At 38.9% G+C, this 26,184-nt stretch carries 29 protein-coding genes; 26 read left to right on the forward strand and 3 right to left on the reverse strand.

The features are described from left to right. The first annotated feature begins 3 nt into the window (after positions 1-3). The 7 genes from CER22_RS04065 (at position 4) to pyrG (ending at position 7,805) form a co-directional block, all read left to right on the forward strand. A complete protein-coding gene (locus CER22_RS04065; protein ID WP_097889523.1) occupies positions 4-1,287 on the forward strand; it encodes an acetyl-CoA C-acetyltransferase in 1,284 nt (427 codons plus the stop codon). Positions 1,288-1,343: 56 nt separating this feature from the next. Further along, positions 1,344-2,195: a 3-hydroxybutyryl-CoA dehydrogenase gene (locus tag CER22_RS04070; RefSeq protein WP_088608229.1), complete on the forward strand. Its 852-nt coding sequence runs from the start codon at positions 1,344-1,346 to the stop codon at positions 2,193-2,195. Positions 2,196-2,267: 72 nt separating this feature from the next. After that, the gene (locus tag CER22_RS04075; RefSeq protein WP_087985984.1) at positions 2,268-3,398 is read left to right on the forward strand and encodes an acyl-CoA dehydrogenase; all 1,131 of its coding nucleotides are present in this window, start codon (positions 2,268-2,270) and stop codon (positions 3,396-3,398) included. Between the two features lie 21 nt (positions 3,399-3,419). Further along, entirely contained in the window at positions 3,420-4,559 is a 1,140-nt protein-coding gene (gene acdA / locus CER22_RS04080) for an acyl-CoA dehydrogenase AcdA (RefSeq protein WP_088064870.1), read from the forward strand. A 66-nt stretch (positions 4,560-4,625) separates the two neighbouring features. Then, a complete protein-coding gene (locus CER22_RS04085) occupies positions 4,626-5,255 on the forward strand; it encodes a TetR/AcrR family transcriptional regulator (RefSeq protein WP_048542708.1) in 630 nt (209 codons plus the stop codon). A 154-nt stretch (positions 5,256-5,409) separates the two neighbouring features. Then, positions 5,410-5,940: a DNA-directed RNA polymerase subunit delta gene (rpoE, locus tag CER22_RS04090; protein WP_048542705.1), complete on the forward strand. Its 531-nt coding sequence runs from the start codon at positions 5,410-5,412 to the stop codon at positions 5,938-5,940. A 257-nt stretch (positions 5,941-6,197) separates the two neighbouring features. After that, on the forward strand, positions 6,198-7,805 hold the full coding sequence (gene pyrG / locus CER22_RS04095; protein ID WP_000170450.1) for a CTP synthase: 1,608 nt from the start codon (positions 6,198-6,200) through the stop codon (positions 7,803-7,805). A 31-nt stretch (positions 7,806-7,836) separates the two neighbouring features. On the opposite strand, the gene CER22_RS04100 is transcribed toward pyrG, so the two are convergent. Further along, entirely contained in the window at positions 7,837-8,361 is a 525-nt protein-coding gene (locus tag CER22_RS04100) for a DUF2529 domain-containing protein (RefSeq protein ID WP_088064869.1), read from the reverse strand. Between the two features lie 202 nt (positions 8,362-8,563). On the opposite strand from CER22_RS04100, the gene spo0F reads away from it, so the two are divergent. The 15 genes from spo0F to CER22_RS04180 all read left to right on the forward strand — a co-directional run bounded on the left by spo0F (position 8,564) and on the right by CER22_RS04180 (position 21,760). Next, positions 8,564-8,932, forward strand: a complete 369-nt coding sequence (spo0F, locus tag CER22_RS04105) for a sporulation initiation phosphotransferase Spo0F (protein WP_000398593.1) — start codon at positions 8,564-8,566, stop codon at positions 8,930-8,932. Between the two features lie 211 nt (positions 8,933-9,143). Then, on the forward strand, positions 9,144-10,001 hold the full coding sequence (locus tag CER22_RS04110) for a class II fructose-bisphosphate aldolase (protein ID WP_001131858.1): 858 nt from the start codon (positions 9,144-9,146) through the stop codon (positions 9,999-10,001). A 332-nt stretch (positions 10,002-10,333) separates the two neighbouring features. Further along, the gene (gene murA, locus CER22_RS04115; protein ID WP_088608230.1) at positions 10,334-11,623 is read left to right on the forward strand and encodes a UDP-N-acetylglucosamine 1-carboxyvinyltransferase; all 1,290 of its coding nucleotides are present in this window, start codon (positions 10,334-10,336) and stop codon (positions 11,621-11,623) included. Between the two features lie 116 nt (positions 11,624-11,739). Beyond that, on the forward strand, positions 11,740-12,705 hold the full coding sequence (gene glpX, locus CER22_RS04125) for a class II fructose-bisphosphatase (RefSeq protein WP_000442336.1): 966 nt from the start codon (positions 11,740-11,742) through the stop codon (positions 12,703-12,705). Between the two features lie 394 nt (positions 12,706-13,099). Then, positions 13,100-14,371 carry a transcription termination factor Rho gene (gene rho / locus CER22_RS04130; RefSeq protein ID WP_001053898.1) on the forward strand — a complete coding sequence of 424 codons (1,272 nt, stop codon included), beginning with the start codon at positions 13,100-13,102 and terminating at the stop codon, positions 14,369-14,371. 443 nt (positions 14,372-14,814) lie between these two features. Continuing rightward, positions 14,815-15,060, forward strand: coding sequence for a type B 50S ribosomal protein L31 (locus CER22_RS04135; protein WP_000643447.1), 246 nt, complete (start codon positions 14,815-14,817; stop codon positions 15,058-15,060). Between the two features lie 110 nt (positions 15,061-15,170). Continuing rightward, entirely contained in the window at positions 15,171-15,755 is a 585-nt protein-coding gene (locus CER22_RS04140) for a thymidine kinase (protein ID WP_000281084.1), read from the forward strand. Positions 15,756-16,068: 313 nt separating this feature from the next. Then, a complete protein-coding gene (gene prfA / locus CER22_RS04150; protein ID WP_002096180.1) occupies positions 16,069-17,136 on the forward strand; it encodes a peptide chain release factor 1 in 1,068 nt (355 codons plus the stop codon). Next, the gene (gene prmC / locus CER22_RS04155) at positions 17,136-17,987 is read left to right on the forward strand and encodes a peptide chain release factor N(5)-glutamine methyltransferase (RefSeq protein ID WP_088608231.1); all 852 of its coding nucleotides are present in this window, start codon (positions 17,136-17,138) and stop codon (positions 17,985-17,987) included. The genes prfA and prmC overlap by 1 nt, the downstream gene beginning before the upstream one ends. A gap of 112 nt (positions 17,988-18,099) precedes the next feature. Continuing rightward, a complete protein-coding gene (gene spoIIR / locus CER22_RS04160; protein WP_088608334.1) occupies positions 18,100-18,966 on the forward strand; it encodes a stage II sporulation protein R in 867 nt (288 codons plus the stop codon). 49 nt (positions 18,967-19,015) lie between these two features. After that, the gene (locus CER22_RS04165) at positions 19,016-19,474 is read left to right on the forward strand and encodes a mechanosensitive ion channel protein (protein ID WP_088608232.1); all 459 of its coding nucleotides are present in this window, start codon (positions 19,016-19,018) and stop codon (positions 19,472-19,474) included. A gap of 108 nt (positions 19,475-19,582) precedes the next feature. Next, on the forward strand, positions 19,583-20,626 hold the full coding sequence (locus CER22_RS04170) for an L-threonylcarbamoyladenylate synthase (protein ID WP_048560279.1): 1,044 nt from the start codon (positions 19,583-19,585) through the stop codon (positions 20,624-20,626). A gap of 74 nt (positions 20,627-20,700) precedes the next feature. Further along, positions 20,701-21,249, forward strand: coding sequence for a manganese efflux pump MntP (locus CER22_RS04175; RefSeq protein WP_048542694.1), 549 nt, complete (start codon positions 20,701-20,703; stop codon positions 21,247-21,249). A gap of 19 nt (positions 21,250-21,268) precedes the next feature. Beyond that, a complete protein-coding gene (locus CER22_RS33590; protein WP_255288440.1) occupies positions 21,269-21,400 on the forward strand; it encodes a hypothetical protein in 132 nt (43 codons plus the stop codon). 81 nt (positions 21,401-21,481) lie between these two features. Then, positions 21,482-21,760 (forward strand): DUF3935 domain-containing protein, encoded by a 279-nt coding sequence (locus tag CER22_RS04180; RefSeq protein ID WP_048542692.1) that lies wholly within the window; start codon positions 21,482-21,484, stop codon positions 21,758-21,760. Between the two features lie 267 nt (positions 21,761-22,027). Here the strand turns inward: CER22_RS04180 and CER22_RS04190 are convergent, their stop codons facing one another. Both CER22_RS04190 and CER22_RS04195 read right to left on the reverse strand, forming a co-directional pair. Then, entirely contained in the window at positions 22,028-22,639 is a 612-nt protein-coding gene (locus CER22_RS04190; protein ID WP_073517195.1) for a flavin reductase family protein, read from the reverse strand. 159 nt (positions 22,640-22,798) lie between these two features. After that, the gene (locus CER22_RS04195) at positions 22,799-23,185 is read right to left on the reverse strand and encodes a DoxX family protein (RefSeq protein ID WP_088608234.1); all 387 of its coding nucleotides are present in this window, start codon (positions 23,183-23,185) and stop codon (positions 22,799-22,801) included. A 387-nt stretch (positions 23,186-23,572) separates the two neighbouring features. Between CER22_RS04195 and CER22_RS04200 the strand changes: the two genes are divergently transcribed. The 4 genes from CER22_RS04200 (at position 23,573) to CER22_RS04220 (ending at position 25,937) form a co-directional block, all read left to right on the forward strand. Further along, the gene (locus CER22_RS04200; protein ID WP_087985978.1) at positions 23,573-24,070 is read left to right on the forward strand and encodes a PTS sugar transporter subunit IIA; all 498 of its coding nucleotides are present in this window, start codon (positions 23,573-23,575) and stop codon (positions 24,068-24,070) included. Positions 24,071-24,317: 247 nt separating this feature from the next. Then, the gene (locus CER22_RS04210; RefSeq protein WP_048542685.1) at positions 24,318-24,758 is read left to right on the forward strand and encodes a low molecular weight protein arginine phosphatase; all 441 of its coding nucleotides are present in this window, start codon (positions 24,318-24,320) and stop codon (positions 24,756-24,758) included. Between the two features lie 96 nt (positions 24,759-24,854). Next, positions 24,855-25,298 carry a ribose 5-phosphate isomerase B gene (gene rpiB, locus CER22_RS04215; RefSeq protein WP_000869917.1) on the forward strand — a complete coding sequence of 148 codons (444 nt, stop codon included), beginning with the start codon at positions 24,855-24,857 and terminating at the stop codon, positions 25,296-25,298. A gap of 21 nt (positions 25,299-25,319) precedes the next feature. Further along, positions 25,320-25,937, forward strand: coding sequence for a TIGR01440 family protein (locus CER22_RS04220; RefSeq protein ID WP_095205689.1), 618 nt, complete (start codon positions 25,320-25,322; stop codon positions 25,935-25,937). Positions 25,938-26,184 lie beyond the last annotated feature (247 nt).

The following is a 26,184-nucleotide window of genomic DNA, read 5'->3' on the forward strand; positions in this document are numbered from 1 at the left end:
AGCATGAATACAACTTTAGAGAGAGGTGCAATCGTTGCACCTCTTCTCAACGTAAGAACACCGAGCGAGCGCTCGGTGCTAAAAAAAGAGATGGGGGAAATAGATATGAGTAAAACAGTTATTTTAAGTGCTGCAAGAACACCGGTTGGGAAATTTGGAGGATCTTTAAAAGACGTGAAGGCGACAGAACTTGGGGGAATTGCAATTAAAGCAGCGCTTGAGAGAGCAAATGTTTCTGCTAGTGATGTTGAGGAAGTTATATTTGGAACGGTTATTCAAGGGGGACAGGGGCAAATTCCATCGCGCCAAGCTGCGAGGGCTGCTGGAATCCCTTGGGAAGTACAGACGGAAACAGTGAATAAAGTTTGTGCATCAGGGCTTCGTGCGGTTACGTTAGCGGATCAAATTATTCGTACTGGCGATCAATCACTAATTGTAGCTGGCGGTATGGAGTCGATGAGTAACAGTCCTTACATTTTACGAGGTGCAAGATGGGGATACAGAATGGGGAACAACGAAATCATCGATTTAAACGTTGCTGACGGCTTGACATGCGCATTTTCAGGTATACACATGGGTGTTTATGGCGGAGAAGTTGCGAAGGAAGATGGAATCTCTCGCGAAGCGCAAGATGAATGGGCTTATCGTAGCCATCAGCGTGCGGTTTCAGCGCATAAAGAAGGACGTTTTGAAGAGGAAATCGTGCCAGTAACGATTCCACAAAGAAAAGGCGATCCTATTGTCGTTGCAAAAGATGAGGCGCCACGCGCGGATACAACGATTGAAAAATTAGCGAAATTAAAACCTGTATTTGATAAGACGTCGGCAGTGACAGCGGGTAATGCTCCTGGACTAAATGATGGCGGTGCTGCGCTCGTATTAATGAGCGAAGACAGAGCAAAGCAAGAAGGAAGAAAGCCATTAGCGACAATTTTGGCACATACAGCAATTGCAGTGGAGTCTAAAGATTTCCCAAGAACGCCAGGTTATGCAATTAACGAATTGTTGAAAAAAACAGGCAAGACAATTGAAGATATCGATTTATTCGAGATTAATGAAGCATTTGCAGCGGTAGCAATTGCAAGTACAGAGATTGCAGGAATTGACCCAGATAAATTGAACGTAAATGGCGGCGCAGTGGCAATGGGACATCCAATTGGAGCAAGTGGAGCGCGTATTATCGTTACACTTATCCACGCACTGAAGCAGCGCGGCGGCGGAATTGGAATTGCTTCTATTTGTAGCGGTGGCGGTCAAGGTGACGCAATTATGATTGAAGTTTGTTAATTTACGTGTAGGTGATTTTTGATTTATTAACAATTTATATTAAGGGGGAAGAAAGAATGGGTGTACAAAAAATAGTTGTAATTGGTGCAGGACAAATGGGTTCGGGAATCGCACAAGTATGTGCAATGGCAGGATATGATGTGAAGGTACAAGATTTAAAACAAGAGAAATTAGACAGAGGATTGGCTATTATTACGAAAAACTTAGCGCGTCAAGTAGAAAAAGGGCGCATGAAGGAAGAAGAAAAGGAAGCGACGTTAAATCGCCTTACAGTAACGCTTGATTTAGATTGTGTGAAGGAAGCGGATCTTGTTATTGAAGCGGCTGTTGAGAAAATGGACATTAAAAAGAAAATTTTCGCGAATCTAGATGAAATCGCTCCAGAACACGCAATTTTAGCGACGAATACGTCCTCTCTACCAATTACTGAAATTGCAGCAGTAACGAAACGCCCAGAAAAAGTAATTGGCATGCATTTTATGAATCCAGTTCCAGTTATGAAACTTGTTGAAATTATTCGTGGTTTAGCTACAGATGATGAGGTGTATGAAACAATTGAAGATATTACGAAAAAAATCGGGAAAGTGCCAGTCGAAGTAAATGATTTCCCAGGATTTGTATCGAACCGTATTTTATTACCGATGATTAACGAAGCGATCTATACGTTATATGAAGGTGTAGCGACGAAAGAAGCGATTGATGAAGTAATGAAACTAGGTATGAATCATCCGATGGGACCACTTACATTAGCTGATTTTATCGGTTTAGATACATGTTTATACATTATGGAAGTGTTGCATGAAGGATTAGGAGATAGTAAATATCGCCCATGTCCATTATTACGCAAGTATGTGAACGCAGGATGGTTAGGACGTAAAACAGGCCGTGGTTTCTACGTTTACGAATAAAGTCCTCCTTTTATTAAAATAGTGGTCTTACCAAATTATTAAAAAGATATATAGCAAACGGAGGCGGAGTACATGAACTTTCATTTTACTGAAGAGCAACAAATGATGAGGAAAATGGTTCGAGATTTTGCGCAGAAGGAAATAGCTCCCTTTGTTCCTAGTATGGAACAAGGGGTGTTCCCGAAAGAGATTTTGCAGAAGATGGGTGAGCTTGGACTAATGGGTATTCCAGCGCCTGCAAAATATGGCGGGGCAGAAATGGATTTTATTTCTTACATTTTAGCAATTGAGGAAATTTCAAAGGTAAGTGCAACGGTTGGTGTAATTTTAGCTGTACATACGTCAGTTGGAATGAACCCGATTTTATATTTTGGAACAGAAGAACAGAAGCAGAAATATGTTTCTAAACTTGCGACTGGCGAATATTTAGGTGCATTTGCATTAACAGAACCAAATGCAGGATCAGATGCAGGGAGTTTGAAATCAAGAGCTGTAAAGAAAGGCGATCACTACATTATTAATGGATCGAAAGTATTTATTACAAATGGCGGTGAAGCAAGTACATACATTGTATTCGCTTCTACAAATCCAGAGGCAGGAAAAAGTGGGATTTCTGCATTTATAGTAGAGAAAGATACACCAGGCTTAGTTATCGGCAAAGATGAGCATAAAATGGGACTTCTTGGTTCTCGCACGGTACAACTTACGTTTGAAGATATGAAAGTGCCGGCCGAGAATTTACTTGGTGAAGAAGGACAAGGATTTAAGGTGGCAATGGCGAATTTAGATGTTGGACGAATTGGAATCGGAGCGCAGGCATTAGGAATCGCGGAAGCGGCGCTTGCATGTGCGATTGATTATGCGAAAGAGCGTGAGCAATTCGGCAAGCCAATTGCGGCGCAGCAAGGAATCGGATTCAAACTTGCAGATATGGCGACTAGTGTAGAAGCAGCGCGATTACTTGTATACAGAGCGGCATCGCTAAGAGCGCAAGGATTACCATGCGGTAAAGAAGCTTCTATTGCGAAATTATTCGCTTCTAAGACGGCTGTTGAAGTTGCGATTGAAGCGGTGCAAGTATTTGGTGGTTACGGTTATACGAAAGACTATCCAGTAGAACGATTTTTCCGTGATGCGAAAATCACGCAAATATATGAAGGAACGAGTGAGATACAGAAACTTGTTATTAGTCGAGCTTTATAAAAGGACAAGGGGGAGACGGGAATGCATTTTAAACTATCAGAAGAACATGAAATGATAAGAAAAATGGTTCGGGATTTTGCTAAGAACGAAGTAGCACCGACAGCAGCTGAGCGTGATGAAGAAGAGAGATTTGATCGTGCACTATTTGATCAAATGGCAGAGCTTGGTTTAACCGGCATTCCGTGGCCTGAAGAATACGGCGGAATTGGAAGCGATTACTTAGCGTATGTAATTGCTATCGAAGAATTATCTCGTGTTTGTGCTTCAACAGGTGTAACGCTGTCTGCACACACTTCACTTGCTGGTTGGCCAATTTTTAAATTTGGAACGGAAGAACAAAAGCAAAAATTTTTACGACCGATGGCAGAAGGAGCGAAAATTGGCGCATACGGTTTAACGGAACCAAGTTCTGGTTCAGATGCTGGCGGAATGAGGACAACTGCGAAACGAGATGGAGACCATTACATTTTAAATGGATCGAAAATCTTTATTACAAATGGCGGTATTGCTGATATTTATGTTGTTTTTGCGTTAACTGATCCCGAATCGAAGCAGCGTGGTACGAGCGCGTTTATTGTGGAAAGTGATACACCAGGATTTTCAGTTGGGAAGAAGGAAAGCAAGTTAGGGATTCGCTCTTCACCAACAACTGAAATTATGTTCGAAGATTGCCGTATTCCTGTAGAGAACCTACTAGGGGAAGAGGGGCAAGGATTTAAAGTTGCGATGCAAACATTAGATGGCGGCCGTAATGGTATTGCCGCGCAAGCAGTCGGTATTGCGCAAGGGGCTTTAGATGCTTCTGTAGAGTATGCAAGAGAGCGTCATCAGTTTGGGAAACCAATTGCGGCGCAGCAAGGAATTGGCTTTAAACTTGCAGATATGGCAACGGATGTGGAGGCGGCGCGTCTTCTAACATATCAAGCGGCTTGGCTTGAATCGGAAGGGCTTCCGTATGGGAAAGAGTCAGCGATGTCAAAAGTATTTGCAGGCGATACAGCGATGAAGGTGACGACTGAAGCGGTACAAGTATTTGGTGGTTACGGTTATACGAAAGATTATCCAGTAGAGCGTTATATGCGCGATGCAAAGATTACACAAATATATGAGGGAACACAAGAGATTCAAAGGCTTGTAATTTCTCGTATGTTAACGAAGTAGGAGCAAAGGCGTAGGTATTTTCCTACGCTTTTTCCTTCCAAAAAATAATAGAGAGAGGTGAAGGGGATGGTTAAACATAATGTACATGCGTCCGTGAAAGATGAAAAATTAGTTGCGTTAAGACGTGAACAAATGATTAAAGGTGCGGTGCAATTGTTTAAGCAAAAAGGGTTCCCACGTACAACAACGAGAGAGATTGCGAAGGCGGCTGGGTTTAGTATTGGAACACTTTATGAGTACATTCGTACAAAAGATGATGTTTTATATTTAGTTTGTGATAGTATTTATGAACATGTAAAAGAAAGATTAGAGGAAGTAGTGTGTACAGAGAAGGGAAGTATAGAAAGCTTAAAGATAGCGATAAAGAATTATTTTAAAGTGATGGATGAATTGCAAGAAGAAGTATTAATTATGTATCAAGAGGTACGTTTTTTACCGAAAGAATCACTCCCATATGTATTAGAAAAAGAGTTTCAAATGGTCGGAATGTTTGAGAATATTTTAGAGCAGTGTACAGAAAATGGGACATTTACATTAAATAAAAAAGAGATACAGCTTCTTGCACATAACATTTTCATACAAGGACAAATGTGGGGATTTAGACGTTGGGCCCTGCAAAAACTGTATACGCTTGAAGAATATACAGAAATGCAAATTAGGTATGTACTGCAAGGAGCGCATATGTTTCCGAAATAAGGAATAGACAAATTATAATTTTATTATCATATTAAAGTTTCCCGTTTTTTTTGTAGCATATTTGTGCGACTTTTGTTTATAATGAATAGTATGGATTTTTTTAAGCAGACCGTTATATATAAGGTTATATTTGAAGAAAGGAAGTGCCGCATAAGTGAATTTTAAGCAATATTCACCAGAAGAGCTAAAAGAATGTTCAATGATTGAAGTTGTACATAGCGTTTTAGGGGATAAAAGACAAGCAACGACATTCAACGAGTTGGTTCGAGAAATCGCTCAAGTGCTGGGACTATCTCAAGAGCAAGTTAATGCGAAACTCGCACAATTTTATACAGATTTAAACATCGATGGACGTTTCATTAATTTAGGAGAAAATCGTTGGGGACTACGTAGCTGGTACCCATATGAGCAAATTGATGAAGAAATCTTACCTCAGCCAAAACCGAAGAAGAAACGTAAAGTTGAAGAGGACGGTTTTGACGACTACATCGAAGAAGATGAAGACTTCGACGATGCAGACGCAAATGAAGAAGAGGTAGAAGATTTGGACAAGGTTCTTGAAGAAGAAGACGGAGACGACGATGATCTTGATGATTTAGATGAAGATGATGACGATGACTTCGCCGAAGAAGAACTTGAGTACGATGAAGCTGAAGCTGAAGAAGAAGAAGAGGAAGAACTGTAGTTCTTGACTTTTCATTATCGTCCATGTAGAATCATTTTTGGGCTCTTTAAAAAAGGACGATAATACTTTTAAAGTGTAAATATAAAAGAAAATTGCTCCCTACTTATTACTTTATGTGATGAGGGGAGCAATTTTCTTTTTTGTTTTTTGTTTAGAAAATAAAAAGAGTCTAACAATAAGATGGATACAGTGTTATCTACATACGTTGCGCTTTGCAACGGTGATTATATAACAGCAAAATAGGAGGGAGCTTTTTCATGACTAAGTATATTTTTGTAACAGGCGGTGTAGTATCGTCTTTAGGAAAAGGTATTACAGCAGCATCTCTTGGAAGACTTTTAAAAAATCGTGGTTTAAACGTAACGATTCAAAAGTTTGATCCATACATTAACGTAGACCCAGGGACTATGAGCCCATACCAACACGGTGAGGTATTCGTAACAGATGATGGTGCAGAAACTGATTTAGACCTTGGTCACTATGAGCGTTTCATTGACATCAACTTAAACAAATACAGCAACGTAACAACAGGTAAAATTTACTCTTCAGTTCTTCAAAAAGAGCGTCGTGGTGAATACCTAGGAGGAACAGTTCAGGTTATTCCTCACATTACTAACGAAATTAAAGAGCGTGTATACCGTTCTGGTCGCGAAACAAACGCGGATGTTGTTATTACAGAAATTGGTGGAACTGTTGGTGACATCGAGTCTCTACCATTCTTAGAAGCAATCCGTCAAATTAAGAGCGACATCGGTCGTGACAATGTAATGTACATTCACTGTACGTTAATCCCGTACTTAAAAGCAGCGGGTGAAATGAAAACAAAACCAACGCAACATAGCGTTAAAGAGCTTCGCAGCTTAGGTATTCAACCAAATATTATCGTTGTTCGTACAGAATTGCCTGTTTCTCAAGATATGAAAGACAAGCTTGCATTATTCTGTGACATTGATACAAAAGCAGTTATCGAAGCACGCGATGCAGATACTTTATATGCGGTTCCATTATCTCTTCAAGAACAAAATATGGACCAAATCGTTTGCGATCACTTAAAATTAGACAATCCAGCTGCAGATATGACAGAGTGGACTGCGCTAGTTAATAAAGTACGTAACCTTTCTAAGAAAACAAAAATTGCTCTTGTTGGTAAATACGTAGAGCTTCAAGATGCATATATTTCTGTTGTAGAAGCACTTCGTCATGCGGGTTATTCATTCGACACAGATGTAGAAGTGAAATGGGTAAACGCTGAGCACGTAACACCAGAGAACGTACAAGAATTAGTTGGTGACACAGATGGTATCCTTGTACCTGGTGGATTCGGCGATCGTGGTGTAGAAGGTAAAATCGTTGCAATTCAATATGCTCGTGAAAACAAAGTTCCATTCTTAGGAATTTGCCTAGGTATGCAACTTGCATCAATCGAATTCGCACGTAACGTATTAGGATTAGAAGGAGCTAACTCTTCTGAAATTAATCCTGACACACCTTATGCAATCATTGACTTATTACCAGAACAAAAAGATGTAGAAGACTTAGGTGGCACACTTCGTCTTGGTCTATACCCATGTAAGCTTGCTGAAGAAACAAATGCTTACAATGCTTACAACGAGCCGGTTGTATATGAGCGTCATCGTCATCGTTATGAGTTCAACAATCAATTCCGTCCGGATATGGAAAAAGCAGGATTTGTATTCTCTGGTACAAGCCCAGACGGTCGTCTAGTTGAAATCATTGAATTAAAAGACCACCCTTGGTTCGTGGCGGCACAGTTCCATCCAGAACTTGTATCTCGTCCAAACCGTCCACAACCATTGTTCCATGACTTCGTAAGTGCTTCTATTACGAATAAAGAGAGCAAGTAATAAAAAAAGCGCCTGAAATAGGGCGCTTTTTTTAATATTCATTTAACATTTCATCGATTGTAAATTTGATCCCATGATATGCAAATAAAGCTATCATTAAACTTGGGAATCCGTAGCGATTGCCTTCATCGTCTGGAATAAGGCCTTTTAACAGCTTAGTATCAATATGTACATCTGTATATTGTTCTAGTGATTCAGTACCTTCTTGAATAGCAGAGATGCCGACAATAGAGTGTCCATCAGCTTGAAGTTTTTTTGCCATTGCTACAACTTCTTCATCTGTTGAAAAACGGCTAATAAGAAGTACACGGTCTGCAGAAGTTACTTCTACTTCTTTACCATTTTCAAATAATCGTTTTGCTTGCTTCATTGGCTCAGTACCGAATAATGCTTCAGCGACAACGCCCTCCATTTCATTTGTACCATGTAAATAAATGAAACCGTCGCCAACTAATGCTTGAGCAAGTAGACGGGCGCTATCTTCTATATTCATTTCTTCTTTTTGAGAAACTCTGGAGAAATAACCACTTAATTGAGTTGAAAAAATTTTTAACATAATGTTACTCCCTTTCGTACGTGTTTACCGGCTTTCATTATAGTTTATTTTTTTAGAAAGGTGAAATCGAAGGGTAGCATAACAAAATAGGAAACGGTAAAATAAGAAAGAATAGGAAGGAATTTGCCAAAGAATAGCGAAAATTAATCGTTAAGATATAAGAAGCTTTAAATCTTGTATTTACACAGAAAGGTTGGGAGTTATGGAAGGTAAAATTTTAATCGTTGATGATCAATATGGCATTCGTGTGCTATTACATGAAGTGTTCCAAAAAGAAGGTTATCAGACATTCCAAGCAGCGAATGGATTTCAAGCTTTAGATATCGTGAAAAAAGATAATCCAGATTTAGTAGTGTTAGATATGAAAATTCCAGGTATGGATGGTATAGAGATTTTAAAACATGTAAAGGAAATTGATGAGAGTATTAAAGTAATTTTAATGACTGCTTATGGAGAGCTTGATATGATCCAAGAAGCGAAAGATTTAGGAGCTTTAATGCACTTTGCTAAACCGTTTGATATTGATGAGATTCGTCAAGCGGTGAGAGAACAGCTTGCTGTAGAGGCGTAAAAAATGAATTTTTTATAAAAAATATGGAAAAAAGCGTTTACATGGACTATTGAGCAGGTGAATACGGTTGAGTTTTTGAGTACAAGTTGTTATCCTATTGAGTGTAGAAAAAAGTCCGGTATGTAAATATACATATTTTACCTTATTCTGGTCATACTACCAGCGATAAGAACTTATCGGATACAAAAAACGTTTTTTAGGAGGATTCACCATGCCTTTAGTTTCTATGAAAGAAATGCTAAACACAGCACTAGAAGGAAAATACGCAGTTGGTCAATTCAACATGAACAACTTAGAGTGGACTCAAGCTATCTTAGCTGCTGCGGAAGAAGAAAAGTCTCCTGTAATCCTAGGTGTATCTGAGGGTGCAGCTCGTCATATGACTGGTTTCAAAACAGTTGTAGCTATGGTTAAAGCTTTAATCGAAGAAATGAACATCACTGTTCCTGTAGCGATTCACCTTGACCATGGTTCAAGCTTCGAAAAATGTAAAGAAGCAATCGATGCAGGTTTCACATCTGTAATGATCGACGCTTCTCACCACCCATTCGAAGAAAACGTTGAAACTACTAAAAAAGTAGTAGAATACGCACACGCTCGTAACGTATCTGTTGAAGCTGAGCTTGGAACAGTTGGCGGACAAGAAGACGACATCATCGCTGAAGGCGTAATTTACGCTGATCCAGCAGAGTGTAAGCACCTTGTTGAAGCAACAGGTATCGATTGCCTAGCTCCAGCTTTAGGTTCTGTACACGGTCCTTACAAAGGTGAGCCTAACTTAGGATTCGCTGAAATGGAACAAGTTCGTGACTTCACTGGCGTACCTTTAGTATTACACGGTGGTACTGGTATCCCAACTGCTGATATCGTAAAAGCTATTTCTTTAGGTACTTCAAAAATTAACGTAAACACTGAGAACCAAATTGAGTTTACAAAAGCTGTTCGTGAAGCATTAAGCAAAGACCAAGAAGTTTACGATCCTCGTAAATATATTGGACCTGGCCGCGACGCTATTAAAGCAACTGTTGCTGGTAAAATGCGTGAATTCGGTTCTAACGGTAAAGCGTAAGAATAAAATTCCGTTTTGGAAACCGTCTAGTCTTTTAGACGGTTTCCTTTCGTTGTATAATGAAAGCGTGAACAAGTCGAAAGATTTTTATCATTTTGTTTTTGAAATAGAAAATAATGTGCATAGTCCTATTAATAAATGTGATAATGTATCTAAATTGATAATGTAAATTCGATGAATAGTTAATCTTTATCTATTCGTACTACGGGAGAAATGAAGATAATGGTTTCCTATTTATTGAGTGTTAGGGTGGAAAGAGTGATTGAGATTCTTAAGGGGAGCTTTCTATAAGGATATAGAAAGTAAATACATTCACAAGAAGGGAGCTCAATATGGAAAAATTGCTAATTGAAGGCGGAAGAGCTTTAAATGGAACAATTCGAGTGAGTGGTGCAAAGAACAGCGCCGTTGCACTAATTCCAGCGACAATTTTAGCAGATACTCCAGTAACTATTGGTGGTGTCCCTAATATTTCGGACGTGAAAATGTTAGGAGACTTGCTAGAGGAGATTGGAGGAAGAGTAGCTTATGGACAGGAGGAAGAGATGATAGTCGATCCTTCTAACATGGTTGCAATGCCTTTACCGAATGGAAAAGTGAAAAAATTGCGTGCTTCTTATTATTTAATGGGTGCGATGCTTGGCCGTTTTAAAAAAGCTGTTATTGGGCTTCCAGGTGGATGTCATTTAGGACCGAGGCCTATTGATCAGCATATTAAAGGATTTGAAGCGTTAGGTGCACATGTTACGAATGAACAGGGTGCGATTTATTTAAGAGCAGATGAATTGCACGGGGCACGTATTTATTTAGATGTTGTTAGTGTAGGAGCTACAATTAATATTATGCTAGCAGCTGTGCGAGCGAAAGGTAGAACTGTTATTGAAAACGCAGCGAAAGAACCAGAGATTATTGATGTAGCTACATTGTTAACAAGCATGGGTGCACGCATTAAAGGTGCGGGCACAGATGTAATCCGAATTGATGGTGTGGATTCACTGCACGGTTGTCACCATACGATCATTCCGGATCGTATTGAAGCGGGTACGTATATGATTTTAGGAGCTGCATCAGGAGGAGAAATAACGGTTGATAATGTGATTCCTCAGCATTTAGAGTCAGTTACAGCGAAGTTAAGAGAAGCTGGTGTCCAAGTTGAAACGAACGATGACCAAATTACAGTGAACGGTAATAGAAGGTTAAAAGTAGTTGATATAAAAACGCTTGTATATCCAGGATTCCCAACAGATTTACAACAACCATTTACAACGCTTTTAACAAAGGCGCACGGAACGGGTGTTGTAACGGATACGATTTACGGCGCACGCTTTAAACACATTGATGAATTACGTCGTATGAATGCACAAATTAAAGTGGAAGGTCGTTCGGCAATTGTAACTGGTCCTGTTTTATTGCAAGGCGCAAAAGTGAAAGCAAGTGATTTGCGAGCTGGAGCGGCTCTTGTTATTGCAGGGTTAATGGCGGATGGAATTACAGAAGTAACCGGACTTGAGCATATTGATCGAGGTTATGAAAATATAGTAGACAAGCTTAAAGGTCTTGGCGCAAATATTTGGCGAGAACAAATGACAAGCCAAGAAATTGAAGAGATGAAGAACGCATAAGTGATACTTCCGCAAGGGGGAAGCGAAGCATCACTACTTGCGGAAGTATACTTTGTAGAGAAACACGGTTCACAAAATACGGCAGAAATATAAAGACTTAAAGGAGAGGGATTATCGTGGAAAGAAGTTTATCTATGGAGTTAGTACGTGTAACAGAGGCTGCAGCATTATCATCAGCGCGTTGGATGGGGCGCGGGAAAAAGGATGAGGCAGACGGTGCAGCAACATCAGCTATGCGTGATGTATTTGATACAATCCCGATGAAAGGTACAGTTGTAATTGGTGAAGGCGAGATGGACGAAGCACCAATGCTGTATATCGGAGAGAAATTAGGTACAGGATATGGACCACGTGTAGACGTTGCGGTTGATCCTTTAGAAGGGACAAACATCGTAGCAGCTGGTGGATGGAATGCTCTTGCTGTTATTGCAATTGCAGATCATGGTAATTTGTTACATGCTCCTGACATGTACATGGATAAAATCGCGGTTGGCCCAGAAGCGGTTGGGGCGGTCGATATTGATGCGCCTATTATCGATAACTTACGTGCGGTTGCGAAAGCGAAAAATAAAGATATTGAAGATGTTGTAGCGACAGTTTTAAACCGTCCACGTCATCAAGCGATTATCGAAGAAATTCGTAAAGCTGGTGCTCGTATTAAATTAATTAACGATGGCGATGTGGCTGGAGCAATTAACACTGCATTTGATCGCACAGGTGTAGATATTTTATTCGGCTCTGGTGGAGCACCTGAGGGTGTATTAGCAGCAGTTGCATTAAAATGTTTAGGTGGAGAAATCCACGGAAAGCTTCTGCCTCAAAATGAAGCTGAATTAGCTCGTTGTAAAAAAATGGGTATTGAAGATATAAATCGTATCCTTCGCATGGAAGACTTAGTAAAAGGTGACGATGCAATCTTTGCGGCAACAGGCGTAACAGACGGAGAACTATTACGCGGCGTTCAATTTAAAGGTAGCGTAGGAACAACACAATCCCTTGTTATGCGTGCAAAATCAGGCACAGTACGCTTCGTAGACGGACGTCATAGCTTGAATAAAAAACCGAACTTGGTTATTAAATAAAAAGTGGAAGCGGCTCGTTCAGAATCGCAGGGCATTGGAACTCTGGACCTTGAAGCGCTTTTTGCTTCGAGCGAGAGAGTGAAATGACCGGAGATTCTAGCCGCTGGAACTGGATTGAGTAAAAAGCGGAGGTGGCTTGCTGAGAAGGGGAAGGCATTGTAGCTCCTGACCATACTAGCTACTGGAACTAGGTTAAATAAAAGCGAAGACAAATTTTCTTGTCTTCGCTTCTTGTATTTGTGTTTCAACGTATTGATTAAAACTAGATAAAAGGGTTACAATAGTGAATATTACCCTACTTGAACTTATTGCCTTTCATTATTAATTATTTGCCTTCCGTATTTTTTCCCTTTACCCATGTGAAAAGAGAATAACGTTAAAGTGTGGTGTCTGAATGAATTTGTCAATTGCAGCATTAGAAAACATGAAATTAAAAGAGTTATACGAGCTTGCGAAGGAATTTAAGATTTCGTATTATAGCAAATTAACGAAAAAAGAGTTAATCTTCGCCATTTTAAAAGCTCGAGCAGAAAAAGAAGGCTTCTTCTTCATGGAAGGCGTATTAGAAATTATTCAATCAGAAGGATTTGGATTCCTACGTCCTATTAACTACTCTCCAAGCTCAGAAGATATTTATATCTCAGCTTCGCAAATTCGTCGTTTCGATTTACGTAATGGAGACAAGGTTTCTGGTAAAGTACGACCTCCGAAAGAAAATGAACGCTATTTTGGATTATTACAAGTTGAAGCTGTAAACGGAGATGATCCAGAGTCAGCAAAAGAGCGTGTGCATTTCCCTGCATTAACACCATTATACCCAGATCGCCAAATGAAATTGGAAACGGAACCGAAAAAGTTACCGACACGCATCATGGATTTAATCGCACCAGTTGGATTTGGACAACGTGGTTTAATTGTCGCGCCTCCAAAGGCTGGTAAAACGAGTCTATTAAAAGAAATTGCACACAGTGTTACAACAAATCATCCGGAAGCTGAATTAATTGTACTTTTAATTGATGAGCGTCCAGAGGAAGTAACAGACATTGAACGTTCTGTTAAAGGAGATGTTGTAAGCTCTACTTTTGATGAAGTACCAGAAAATCATATTAAAGTAGCGGAACTTGTGTTAGAACGTGCAATGCGTCTTGTAGAGCACAAGAAAGATGTTATCATTTTAATGGATAGTATTACCCGTTTAGCGCGAGCTTACAACCTTGTTATTCCACCAAGTGGTAGAACATTATCGGGTGGTATCGACCCAGCTGCCTTCCATAGACCGAAGCGTTTCTTTGGAGCTGCACGTAATATTGAAGAAGGCGGTAGCTTAACGATTTTAGCAACAGCGCTTGTTGATACAGGATCTCGTATGGACGATGTAATTTACGAAGAATTTAAAGGAACTGGAAATATGGAACTTCACTTAGATCGTTCATTAGCTGAGCGTCGTATCTTCCCGGCAATTGATATTCGCCGTTCTGGTACACGTAAAGAAGATCTATTAATTCCGAAAGAACATTTAGACAAGCTATGGGGTATTCGTAAAACAATGCGTGATACACCAGACTTTGTCGAAGGTTTCTTACGTAAACTTCGTCAAACAAAGACAAATGAAGAATTTTTACAAAACATTGTTGCAGACTCAAAAAGATATGTAACAACTAAGTAAAGGGAAAAGATTGGGACTCGCTTATTTCGTAGTAAGCGAGTTTTTTATGTTTTTTAAGGGAATATTAGAGAGAGTAATATATGGGAAAAATTTTATTTTTTGAGATAAAAATTATATTTGGGTCGAGAGTTTGAAGTGTCCCGGATTCTGAAAGAGCCGCTTGCGCTTTTAATTATATCCAGCTTCAGCAGCTAGAATCTCCGGCCATTTCGCTCTCTCGGTCGAAGCAAAAAGCGCTTCTTGGTCGAGAGCTCCAATGTCCTGCGATTCTGAACGAGCCGGTTGCGCTTTTAAATTTTAAAAAGACAAAAACAGGTAGTTGCAAAATGGAGTTAGCCTTGTTATAATTTCATCATATGTGTTTCATCAATATAGTTGTGCAAGCAGCTGAAGATGAAAAACTCTGTTTCGAAAATGATTCAGGGCGGAAGGAGATGAAAAGAATGAAAGCAGGAATCCATCCAAATTACAATAAAGTTGTATTTATGGACACGAACACAGGCTTCAAATTCTTAAGCGGGTCTACTAAAGGCTCTAGCGAAACTGTTGAGTGGGAAGATGGTAACACTTATCCATTACTAAAAATTGAGATCAGTTCTGATTCTCACCCATTCTACACTGGACGTCAGAAGTTTGCTACTGCAGACGGACGTGTTGACCGCTTCAATAAGAAATACGGTATCAAGTAATAAAGAACATAAAACAGGCAAGTGTATGTATTCGCTTGTCTGTTTTTTTTGCAAAAATATTAAACCTTTACCCTACTTTGGATTAGGAAAGTAGATGAAAGGAGAGCTCAATGTACTTAATGAATCAAAATGGTTGGATTGAAGTGATTTGCGGGAGTATGTTTTCTGGAAAATCAGAAGAGCTCATCCGCCGTATACGACGTACGCAATTTGCGAAACAACATGCGATTGTATTTAAACCATGTATTGATAATCGTTATAGTGAAGAAGATGTTGTATCACATAATGGATTAAAGGTTAAAGCAGTTCCTGTTTCAGCTTCAAAAGATATATTTAACCATGTAGCAGAAGAAATGGATGTTATTGCAATCGATGAGGTACAATTTTTTGATGGGGACATTGTGGAAGTGGTGCAAGTATTGGCAAATCGTGGCTATCGTGTCATTGTAGCTGGATTAGACCAAGATTTCCGTGGTCTACCATTTGGACAAGTTCCTCAGCTGATGGCGATTGCTGAACATGTAACTAAGTTGCAGGCAGTGTGTTCTGCATGCGGATCTCCTGCAAGTCGTACGCAACGTTTAATCGATGGAGAACCAGCGGCATTTGATGATCCAATTATTTTAGTTGGGGCTTCAGAATCGTATGAACCACGTTGTCGTCATTGTCATGCAGTACCTACAAAACAAAGATAAATGAAACTCGCTATGTAGAGCGGGTTTTTTTCGAAAATAGATGAAGATTGGTGGCCAGCTCTTCGTACAGCTAAGAACTTTAGCAGTCAGAGCTGAGCAAGCCGCTTGCGCTTTTAAATATTATCTAGCTCCAGCGGCTAGAATCTCCGGCCATTTCACTCTCTCGCTCGAAGCAAAGAGCGCTTCAAGGTCGAGAGTTCCAATGTCCTGCGATTCTGAGCAAGCCGCTTACGCTTTTAAATATAATTTGCGTTTTTTTGATTAAGTACCATATACTATTTGTATTAGATACTAGGATGTAGAGGTGAATGGTGTGTTAGATCGTTTGCAGGCTGTAGAAGATCGTTATGAGAAGTTAAATGAATTGTTAAGTGATCCAGAGGTTATTAGTGATACGAATAAGCTTCGTGAGTATTCAAAGGAACAATCTGATATGCAGGAAACGGTAGAGGTGTACCGTGAGTATAAAGATGTTCGTGAGCAATTAAGAGATGCAAAAGCAATGTTAGAAGATAAGTTAGACGCTGATATGCGTGACATGGTAAAAGAAGAGGTTTCTGAATTAGAAGGGCAAGATAAAGAATTGTCAGAGCGTCTGAAAATTTTACTTGTTCCAAAAGACCCTAATGATGATAAAAACGTTATCGTTGAGGTTCGTGGTGCTGCTGGTGGTGACGAGGCCGCTTTATTTGCTGGTGATTTATATCGTATGTATAGCCGTTATGCTGAGGTACAAGGTTGGAAAACTGAAATTATCGAAGCGAGCTATACAGAGTTAGGTGGATATAAAGAGATTATCTTTATGATTAACGGTAAAGGTGCGTTCGCGAAGCTGAAATTCGAGAATGGTGCTCACCGTGTACAACGTGTTCCTGAAACGGAATCTGGTGGACGTATTCATACATCTACAGCAACTGTAGCTGTATTACCAGAGGCAGAAGAAGTAGAAATTAGTATTCATGAAAAAGATGTTCGTGTTGATACGTTTGCTTCTAGTGGTCCTGGTGGACAAAGTGTTAATACAACGATGTCAGCGGTACGTTTAACGCATTTACCGACTGGTGTAGTTGTATCGTGTCAGGATGAGAAATCACAAATCAAGAATAAAGAAAAAGCGATGAAAGTATTACGCGCACGTGTTTATGATAAGTTTAGACAAGAAGCGCAAGCTGAGTATGATCAAAACCGTAAACAAGCTGTTGGTACGGGTGATCGTTCAGAGCGTATTCGTACGTATAATTTCCCGCAAAACCGCGTTACAGACCATCGAATCGGTTTAACGATTCAAAAGCTAGATCAAATCTTACAAGGTAAGTTAGATGATTTCATCAATGCCTTAGTGATGGAAGATCAGGCTCAAAAGATGGAGGCAGCTGAGTAATGCGTGTCTATGAAGCCCTGAAATGGGCTTCTTCTTTTTTACAGGGAAATGGACGAGATGAAAATGCGGGAGAACTTGTCCTTTGTCATGTATTAAAGACGAACAGAACGGGAATGCTCATGAATATGCGTGAAGAAATAACTGTGGAACAAGAAACGAGTTTTACGGAGTTTATTCACAAGCATGTAGAAGGTATTCCTATTCAATATATGATTGGTTATGAAATGTTTTATGGACGGTCGTTCTTTGTGAATGAAGAAGTATTAATACCCAGACCGGAAACAGAAGAGCTTATAGTGGGAGTGTTAGAAAGAATCGAGCGTCATTTTGGCGATGAGAAACTACATGTGGCGGACATTGGTACAGGTAGTGGAGCGATTTCTATTACGCTTGCTTTAGAAAATAAAAATCTTCATGTGTATACAGTAGATATTGCACAAGAGTCAATTGAAGTTGCAAAAGAAAATGCAAAAACTTTGGGCGCAGAAGTAACGTTCTATCATGGTGATTTATTGTCACCATTTTATAAAACAGGTCAAAAGTTAGATGTTGTTGTTTCAAACCCTCCATATATACCGGAAGAGGATTGGCGTGGCCTTTCTCCTGTGGTGAAAGAGCATGAGCCAAAGAGAGCACTTGTTGGCGGTGAAGACGGATTAGATTTCTATCGCCGTTTTATGGAAGAGTTGCCGAATGTGTTGCAGAAGAAAGCAATTGTGGCATTTGAAATTGGAGTAGGGCAAGGTGAGGATGTAAAAGGGTTGTTACAACAAGCTTTTCCACATGCTCATGTTGAGGTTGTTTTTGATATTAATGGAAAAGATCGTATGGTATTTGCAGAGATGGAGTAAGGTTCACACCTTACTCTATTTTTTTGTGGAAAAATTTATATAGATTTTGAATTTAATAGTTTAGAAAGATGAAAGTCTGTCCACACTGTTTGTAGAAGGGACGGTGGAGGAAATGAAAAAACAAGTTATTGCTTATCTTCTTCTATTATTAATTGGTGCACAGTTGCTTGTGCAGTTTGGATATATGAAAGCTGATGCGAAAGGGCCTTCAGTTATTCCGAAAGAGGCCGTTCGATTACGGATTTTAGCAAATAGTGATTCAGATAAAGATCAGGCTTTAAAGCGCAAAGTGCGTGATGAAGTAAAAGCACAAATTGATGGATGGGTAGCAGATTTAACTTCATTTGAAGAGGCACGTAAAGTCATTCAAAGTCATATTCCAGAAATCGAAAAAACAGTGGCAAATACGTTGAAAAAAGAAGGAAGTAAAGATTCATTTCAAGTGAAATTTAGTAAGAATGTAAAGTTCCCTACAAAGGTATATGGTAATTTTATTTATCCAGCAGGGGAATATGAGGCGGTATTGATTACAATTGGGGAAGGGGAAGGGGCAAACTGGTGGTGTGTATTATTTCCACCGATGTGTTTCTTAGATTTTTCAAGTGGTACAGCTGTAAGGAAAGAAGAACATGTTGTGAAGGCTGAATCTCCTGAAGAGGAGCAAGTAAAAAAAATAGATGATGAAGAAGTAGTAAATACAGAAGAGAAAAAAGAGGATGAGGTGAAAGAAAAGAAAGCTGTAAAGCAGGAAGTCGCAAAAAAAGTAACAGCTTCTGAAAAGAAAGTAGTAAAAAATGAAACAAAAGTAGAAGAACAACCTGTAAGTAAAGAAGAAACAAAAGCTGTGGAAAAAGTGGAGAAACCTGTGGAACAAAAGCAAGAAAAACAAAATGAGTATGTAAAAGTAGAGGAGGAAGAAGAAAAGCCAGAAGTTAAGTTATTTATTGTAGAAGCTTTTACATCTTTATTCTCTAAATAGTACTATTAGTAGGTCCCTTCTCATATATAACAAAGAGGAGGGATTTACTATGAAGAAAGTATATTTTGCTACGAAAACAGATGTGGAAAGATTGCATTCTTTTTTCGGACAAGCTAATAAAAAAGATGATAAAATAAATGAGTTGTACGCGCAATTTATGATTTTGGAAGAGGCGGAAGAAATACGGGCTGTCATCGGATATGAACAAAGTGAAGAACACGCACTGATTCGTTCTTGTTTATTCACACCTAATGTGGATAAACAGACTTTCTTATATTTTTTTGAAATGTTTTTGCAGTATATGAACGAAAAAAATATTCGACAATTGTACTTACTAACAAATCATCCACAATCTATAACAATCTTTCAGTTTTTTGACTTTGTTACTATAGAGAAAGAAAACGTACCAGAGGGAATTCGACAGTTAGAACACTTTTGTAAAAATATAAAAGAGCCAAATGCAATAATACTAAATTGTCAGCTATTCACAAAGTTATCCACGGATTAATTAGGTTTATCCACATTTTGTGGATAAACCTTGTTTGTCTTTTGGATAAATCTCATAGTAAACTAAAAATAGACAAGTATTTCAGGGTAGAAAAGGACGTGGGAAAAAATGCATACAAATATGTGGGTTGTGGATAATGTTGTGGAAAGAAAAAAATATTATCCACAGTTACAAGAAGCAGCAAAATTATTAAGGGAAAATGAGGCGATTGCCTTCCCTACAGAAACGGTATATGGACTAGGTGCAAACGCGATGAATGATGAAGCAATCGCGAAAATTTTTGAAGCGAAAGGAAGACCGAGTGATAATCCACTTATTGTCCACATCGGTACAAAATCACAGTTAGATGGGATTGTGAAAGAAATCCCGCCAGTTGCAGAGAAGTTAATGGAGCATTTTTGGCCAGGCCCGTTAACAATTATTTTACCTAGAAAAGAAGGGATTTCAGAGAAGGTGACGGCAGGACTTAATACGGTTGGAGTAAGAATGCCTGATCATCCAGTAGCGCTTGCTCTTATTGAAGAGGCAAATGTGCCTGTTGCAGCACCGAGTGCGAATCGCTCTGGGCGCCCAAGTCCGACACTAGCTTCTCACGTATATGAAGATTTAAATGAGAAAATTGCAGGTATTGTAGATGGTGGTGCGACGGGAGTAGGTGTTGAATCGACTGTAATTGATTGTACGAGCGAGGTTCCAACGATATTACGCCCAGGTGGGATTACGAAAGAACAATTAGAAGCGGTAATCGGTACTGTTTCTTTAGATCCGGCTTTAAAGGATGAGAAGGAAAAACCGAAATCACCTGGAATGAAATATACACATTATGCACCGAAAGCGCCGCTTAGTATTGTTGAGGGCTCACGTGAATTTATTCAGCTTATTGTGGATAAGAAAAAGGAAGAAGGATTTAAAGTAGGTGTATTAACGACGGAAGAATATCAGCATGTATATAGCGCGGATGTTGTATTATCTTGTGGTGTTCGAAGCGATTTAGCTAGCGTTGCGACTAAATTATATGATGTACTTAGAACGTTTGATGCAAGTGAAGTGGATGTTATTTTTAGTGAATCATTCCCGAATGAAGGAATAGGGAATGCCATTATGAATCGCTTAACGAAAGCGGCAGGCCATCAGGTTATTACTGAATCGTAAGGTACGATTAGCAAACCGAATATTTCTCCTCGGATAAGCATATTTTGAAGTAGCACGTCCGAGGAGGGACATGAATGACGTTTGAACAGCTAATACCTTTAATAATTATGGCATTCGCTTTAGGGATGGATGCGTTCTCGGTGAGTCTTGGTATGGGGATGATGACCTTAAAGTTAAGACAAATCCTGTATATCGGTATGACTATAGGGATATTTCATATTATCATGCCATTTATAGGGATGGTATTAGGTCGTTTTTTATCAGAACAGTATGGAGACATTGCACATTTTGCAGGTGCTATTTTATTAATTGGACTAGGATTCTATATTGTGTATTCATCTATTTTGGAGAATGAAGAGACTAGAACGGCCCCTATTGGAATTAGTTTATTCGTATTTGCATTTGGCGTTAGTATAGATAGTTTTTCAGTAGGCCTTAGTCTTGGTATTTACGGGGCGCAGACAATTATTACGATATTACTTTTTGGATTTGTTAGTATGTTATTAGCGTGGATTGGTTTATTAATTGGTAGACATGCAAAAGATATGCTCGGCACATATGGCGAGATAGTAGGTGGTATCATTCTCGTTGGATTTGGATTATATCTCCTTTTTCCTATATAATTTTAAATAGGAGGGAGTTATGAATAAATTATTGGAATGGTATATTCGATTTTTAACTTTTTTCCCTAGGTGGTTAATACGGCTTGTTATTTGGGGTATTATTTTGCAAATTTCAATTTTAGGTTGGATGAAGTTAATTCGCGAATGGTAAGATAGCTCCTTTCTGTGCATAGTTTTATTTATACTATACTGATTGCGCTAAAAAATTATAGATATAGAAAGGATGAGATGAATGACGAGATTGAAGCAAGTTTTTGGTATTATTATTAGTTTTTTTGTTTTTTGGTTTAGTATGCTCGGTGTACAAATGTTTGCTGAGTTTTTAGATATTGAGTCATTGAAGTTTGTTGCGGGAAAAACGGAGGCAGCGCGTGCCTTTTATTCTCCGTATCCGTTTATAATCGTTTTTCTTATTACATTGCTTTCCCTATATTTCTTAGTAATTAAGCTTGGGAAACCGAAAAAAGAGAAAGTATCTACTTTAGAGGAAAAAAAGGAAGAATTACAATGATAAAATCCCTTGCTAAATAGCAGGGGATTTGATGTTTGAGTGATGGAAGTAATTGAGTTACATTCGCTCTCTCGCTCGAAGCAAAAAGCACTTCAAGGTCGAGAGCTCCAATGCCCTGCGATTCTGAACGAGCCGCCTCCGCTTTTAGATATGTCCGGTTCCAGCGACTAGCTCTTCGCATCTAACAACCTCCCGCACGAAAGGTAAAAAGCACCTTTTGTGCGAGAGAACCTTAGCCGGTCAGAGCTAAGCGGGCCACTTCCACTTTTAGATAGGCCTTACCAATTCAAATTGTTCTCCTAGTTTTGCGTAGTTGTGTCCTGCTAGACGGCTTACTGGTTTTAGTCCTTCTGCATGAATGCGGCCGTTTTCGTATAGGTGTTCTGCGACGTGGAAACGAACGACGCGTCCGATTAGTAGATCGCAAGCTGGTGAGTCTTCTGTTCCGCCAAGAGGGATTGCGCGTTCTAGTACGCACTCCATTCGAATATTTGCTTCTTTTACACCTGGAACGGAGATAACATCACTTTCAATTGGTGTTAGTTTTGCTAGTTCAATTTCGCTTTCATTTGGCGGGAGGTTAGCCGCTGTTTCGTTAATTGCTTCTACGTAAGATTCATCAGAAATATGTACGACAAACTCACCCTTTTCGATTGCGTTTCGAGAAGTATCTTTCGGTGTTCCTGCTTTTCGTTGTACAGAAACTGAGATAAGTGGTGGATTAGCAGCGACAATATTGAAATAGCTATACGGTGCTCCGTTTAATACGCCGTCTTTTGTTACAGAAGTAACGAATGCGACAGGGCGTGGAATGATACTTCCCGTTAATAATTTGTAATTCTCTTTTTCCGTTTGTTCATTTGGATTAATGGATAACATGCGTAAAATCCCCTTTCTAAATATGACGACTTATTGTTTGTTTACAAGATGTTAGTGGAAAACTCCTGCTGAAAATAATATTTTTATTACATAAAAAGAACTTACTTCATTGTGATCGAAGTAAGTTCCGTCTAAATAATCTCGAATTCAAGATAAAAATTATAATAAAACGTATGCCCCAGGTCCGATTAAAGCTACTCCGACAGCAACAGCGATTAACATTAAATTGTATTCATATCCGTTTTGTGTTACCCAGTAACCATTTTTTCCGTGAACAGTGAAGATTGCCATTAACATTGTTCCAACGATAAATAATGAACCAATTGCAGTGAAAATACCTGATGCGAATAAGAAGCCACCTAATAATTCAGTTGCGCCAGCCATAAATGCCATGAATACACCAGGACGTAAACCGATTGACTCCATCCAGCCGCCTGTTCCTTTTAAACCGTAACCGCCGAACCAACCAAATAGTTTTTGAGCACCATGACCCATGAATGTAATACCTATAATAAGACGAATAATAAGAAGACCGACATCCATCATTTCAAAAACCCTCCTAAAAGTTATTAACTTATCTTATGTAAGTAATAATAAAATAGTTACTTACTTTAGTCAAGTAGGTTTCGAAAAAAGTTTGAAAATAATTTTACAAATTAGCGACAAAAAGCAAAATGTAGTAAAGACCTCTAGACAAGTCGGGTAAAAAAAGAGAAAATATAAGTAGAAGTTAACTTCTTATTGTTATTCAGACAATCAGAATTGACTGGAATTTTGCAAAGAGCTACAATAAGAGTCTATTAGTAATGACGTAATTTATTTCGAAAGCGTTTTTACAGTATAATATTCGAAGTATGAAGTCTTACATGTATCCCGAGTTTTACTAGGGATTGCCCTATAAACTTTTAGGTAAATTATGAGGAGGACTATCCTATGTTTAAAAAATTATTCGGTTTTGGTTCAAAAACAAATGAAGAAACAATCGTAGCTCCATTAACTGGAGCAGTGAAAAATATTGAAGAAGTACCAGATCCAGTATTCGCTGGTCGTATGATGGGTGAAGGTGTTGCAATCGATCCTACTGAAGGTCTAGTTGTATCTCCAGTTGATGGTGAAATCGTACAATTATTCCACACAAAACATGCTGTAGGAATTAAAGCGAAAAACGGTACAGAAATTTTAATCCACGTTGGATTAGAAACTGTAAAAATGGAAGGCGAAGGTTTCGAAGCTCACGTTTCTGAAGGCCAAGCTGTAAAAGCTGGAGATAAATTAATCTCATTCGACTTAGAATTAATCCGTGAAAAAGCGAAAAGTACAATTACTCCAATCGTTATTACAAACACAGATGCAGCTGAGTCTATTAAAACAACTGTAGGCGTAACAGCTACAAAAGGTTCAACAGAAGTAATGAAAGTTACAATGAAATAATTATTGTATAAGAGGAATCCGTTTCATATGAAATGGATTCCTTCTTTTGTTTTGTAGTACGCTTGCTATGTATGTTAAAATACTCTAGGCACTTGGAAATAGGGTTTCACATATATGTGGATAAGGCGCATTTTTCTTAGAAAAAATATAAGAGAAATGCGCCTTTCGTATATTCACATTTCTTTTGTTCTATTCTTATGTACGTTATGATGAAAGATAGGAAAAAGAAGAAAAGGGGTGGGTTTGGATGGAACGAGTGTTATTTATTTGCACTGGAAATACATGCCGTAGCCCGATGGCTGAGGCGTTACTTCGTCATCATGGAGAAGGGAAGTTTGAAGTGCAATCTGCTGGTGTTTTCGCCTATCCTGGAAGTGATGCGTCGATATATGCAAAGGAAGCTTTAGCTGAAAAGGGAATTACAATCGATCATGCTTCGCAACAGATAAATGAAGCTTTGATTGATTGGGCAGATATTGTAGTAACAATGACGGAAAACCATAAGCAAATTGTACTTGGGCATTATCCGAGTGTTGAAAAGAAAGTGGATACATTATATGGAGTAACTGAGGGGATAAGTAAGGATATTTCAGATCCATTTGGCGGTTCACTTTCTATTTATAAAGAAACGTTAGAAGAGATGGAAAAACTTGTACAAACTTTACTGAAAAAACATTCAGAAGGTTGATGTTTCGTGTATAATACGATATTGGAGATTACTTCGTTCCGTTAAGGTAACGAGTGAGAAATGAAGATAATTGATTGAAACTTTGGAGGGGTAAAAATGAAAGTAGTAGTAGCATCTGATCACGGCGGTATGAATATCCGTAAAGAACTTGTAAGTTTATTAGAAGAGTTAAATATTGAATATATTGATTTAGGTTGTGAATGTGAAGCTGGTTCTGTTGATTACCCTGATTTTGCGTTTCCAGCAGCGGAAATGGTAGCGAATGGCGAGGTAGATCGTGGTATTTTAGTTTGTGGGACAGGCATCGGTATGTCAATTGCAGCAAACAAAGTAAATGGTATTCGTTGTGCATTAGTTCATGATACTTTCAGTGCGAAAGCAACGAGAGAGCATAATGATACGAACATGTTAGCAATGGGCGAGCGTGTAATTGGTGCAGGTCTAGCACGTGACATCGCAAAAATTTGGTTAACAACTGACTATGAAGGTGGTCGTCACGAAAACCGCGTAGGGAAAATTAAAACATACGAAACAAAGTAATAGATTCTAACTAGAAGTAGTATGAAATATAATTTGGTGAACCAACCTGTGAAAGGAAGAGGCGTAATGACAGAAATCGTAAAGGTAAGAGAACAGTTACAAATTTCGCTTGCTGATTTCCAAGAACAAGCTTCATTACAAAGTGGACAAATTTTTGTAGTGGGGTGTAGCACGAGCGAAGTGCTAGGAGAAAGAATTGGGACATCAGGAACGATGGAAGTAGCAGAGGCGATTTTTTCTGAGTTAAAACAATTTCAAGAACAAACAGGTATTGAGTTGGCGTTTCAATGTTGCGAGCATTTAAACCGTGCTTTAGTAGTTGAGAGAGAGTTGGCGATGAAATATCAATTTGAAATTGTAACAGTTACGCCTGTTAGATCAGCAGGTGGTGCATTAGCAACATATGCGTATCACAATTTGAAAGATCCGGTAGTAATTGAGTTTATTAAAGCAGATGCAGGAATGGATATTGGTGATACATTTATTGGTATGCATTTAAAGCATGTAGCTGTTCCGGTTCGTACAGGTGTGAAGGAAATTGGAAGTGCGCATGTAACGATGGCAACGACACGTGGAAAACTAATTGGTGGAGCACGTGCTGTTTATGCGGCGAAGGAAGAGACTATAACTTGCCGTTAGACATGAAAAATTATAAAGTCGCATAATAGCTTTATATCGAAAGATAAAAGGTATGTAGTCTGACTTTATAATAGAAGAAAGAAAAGACCGATTTTCGGTCTTTTTTTTCTTTTATGATATAGAAAGTCATGTTAGAATGTAGTTGAAAACATGAAGGTTCGAAAGAATTACAACCTGAATTTTCGTTTTTTCTGAATAAATGAGAAAAAACTATTGGGAATCGATGTAATTCGTTCAGAAAAGGGGG

The sequence above is a fragment of the Bacillus sp. K2I17 genome (assembly GCF_002209985.1).
Classification (GTDB): Bacteria; Bacillota; Bacilli; order Bacillales; family Bacillaceae_G; genus Bacillus_A; species Bacillus_A wiedmannii.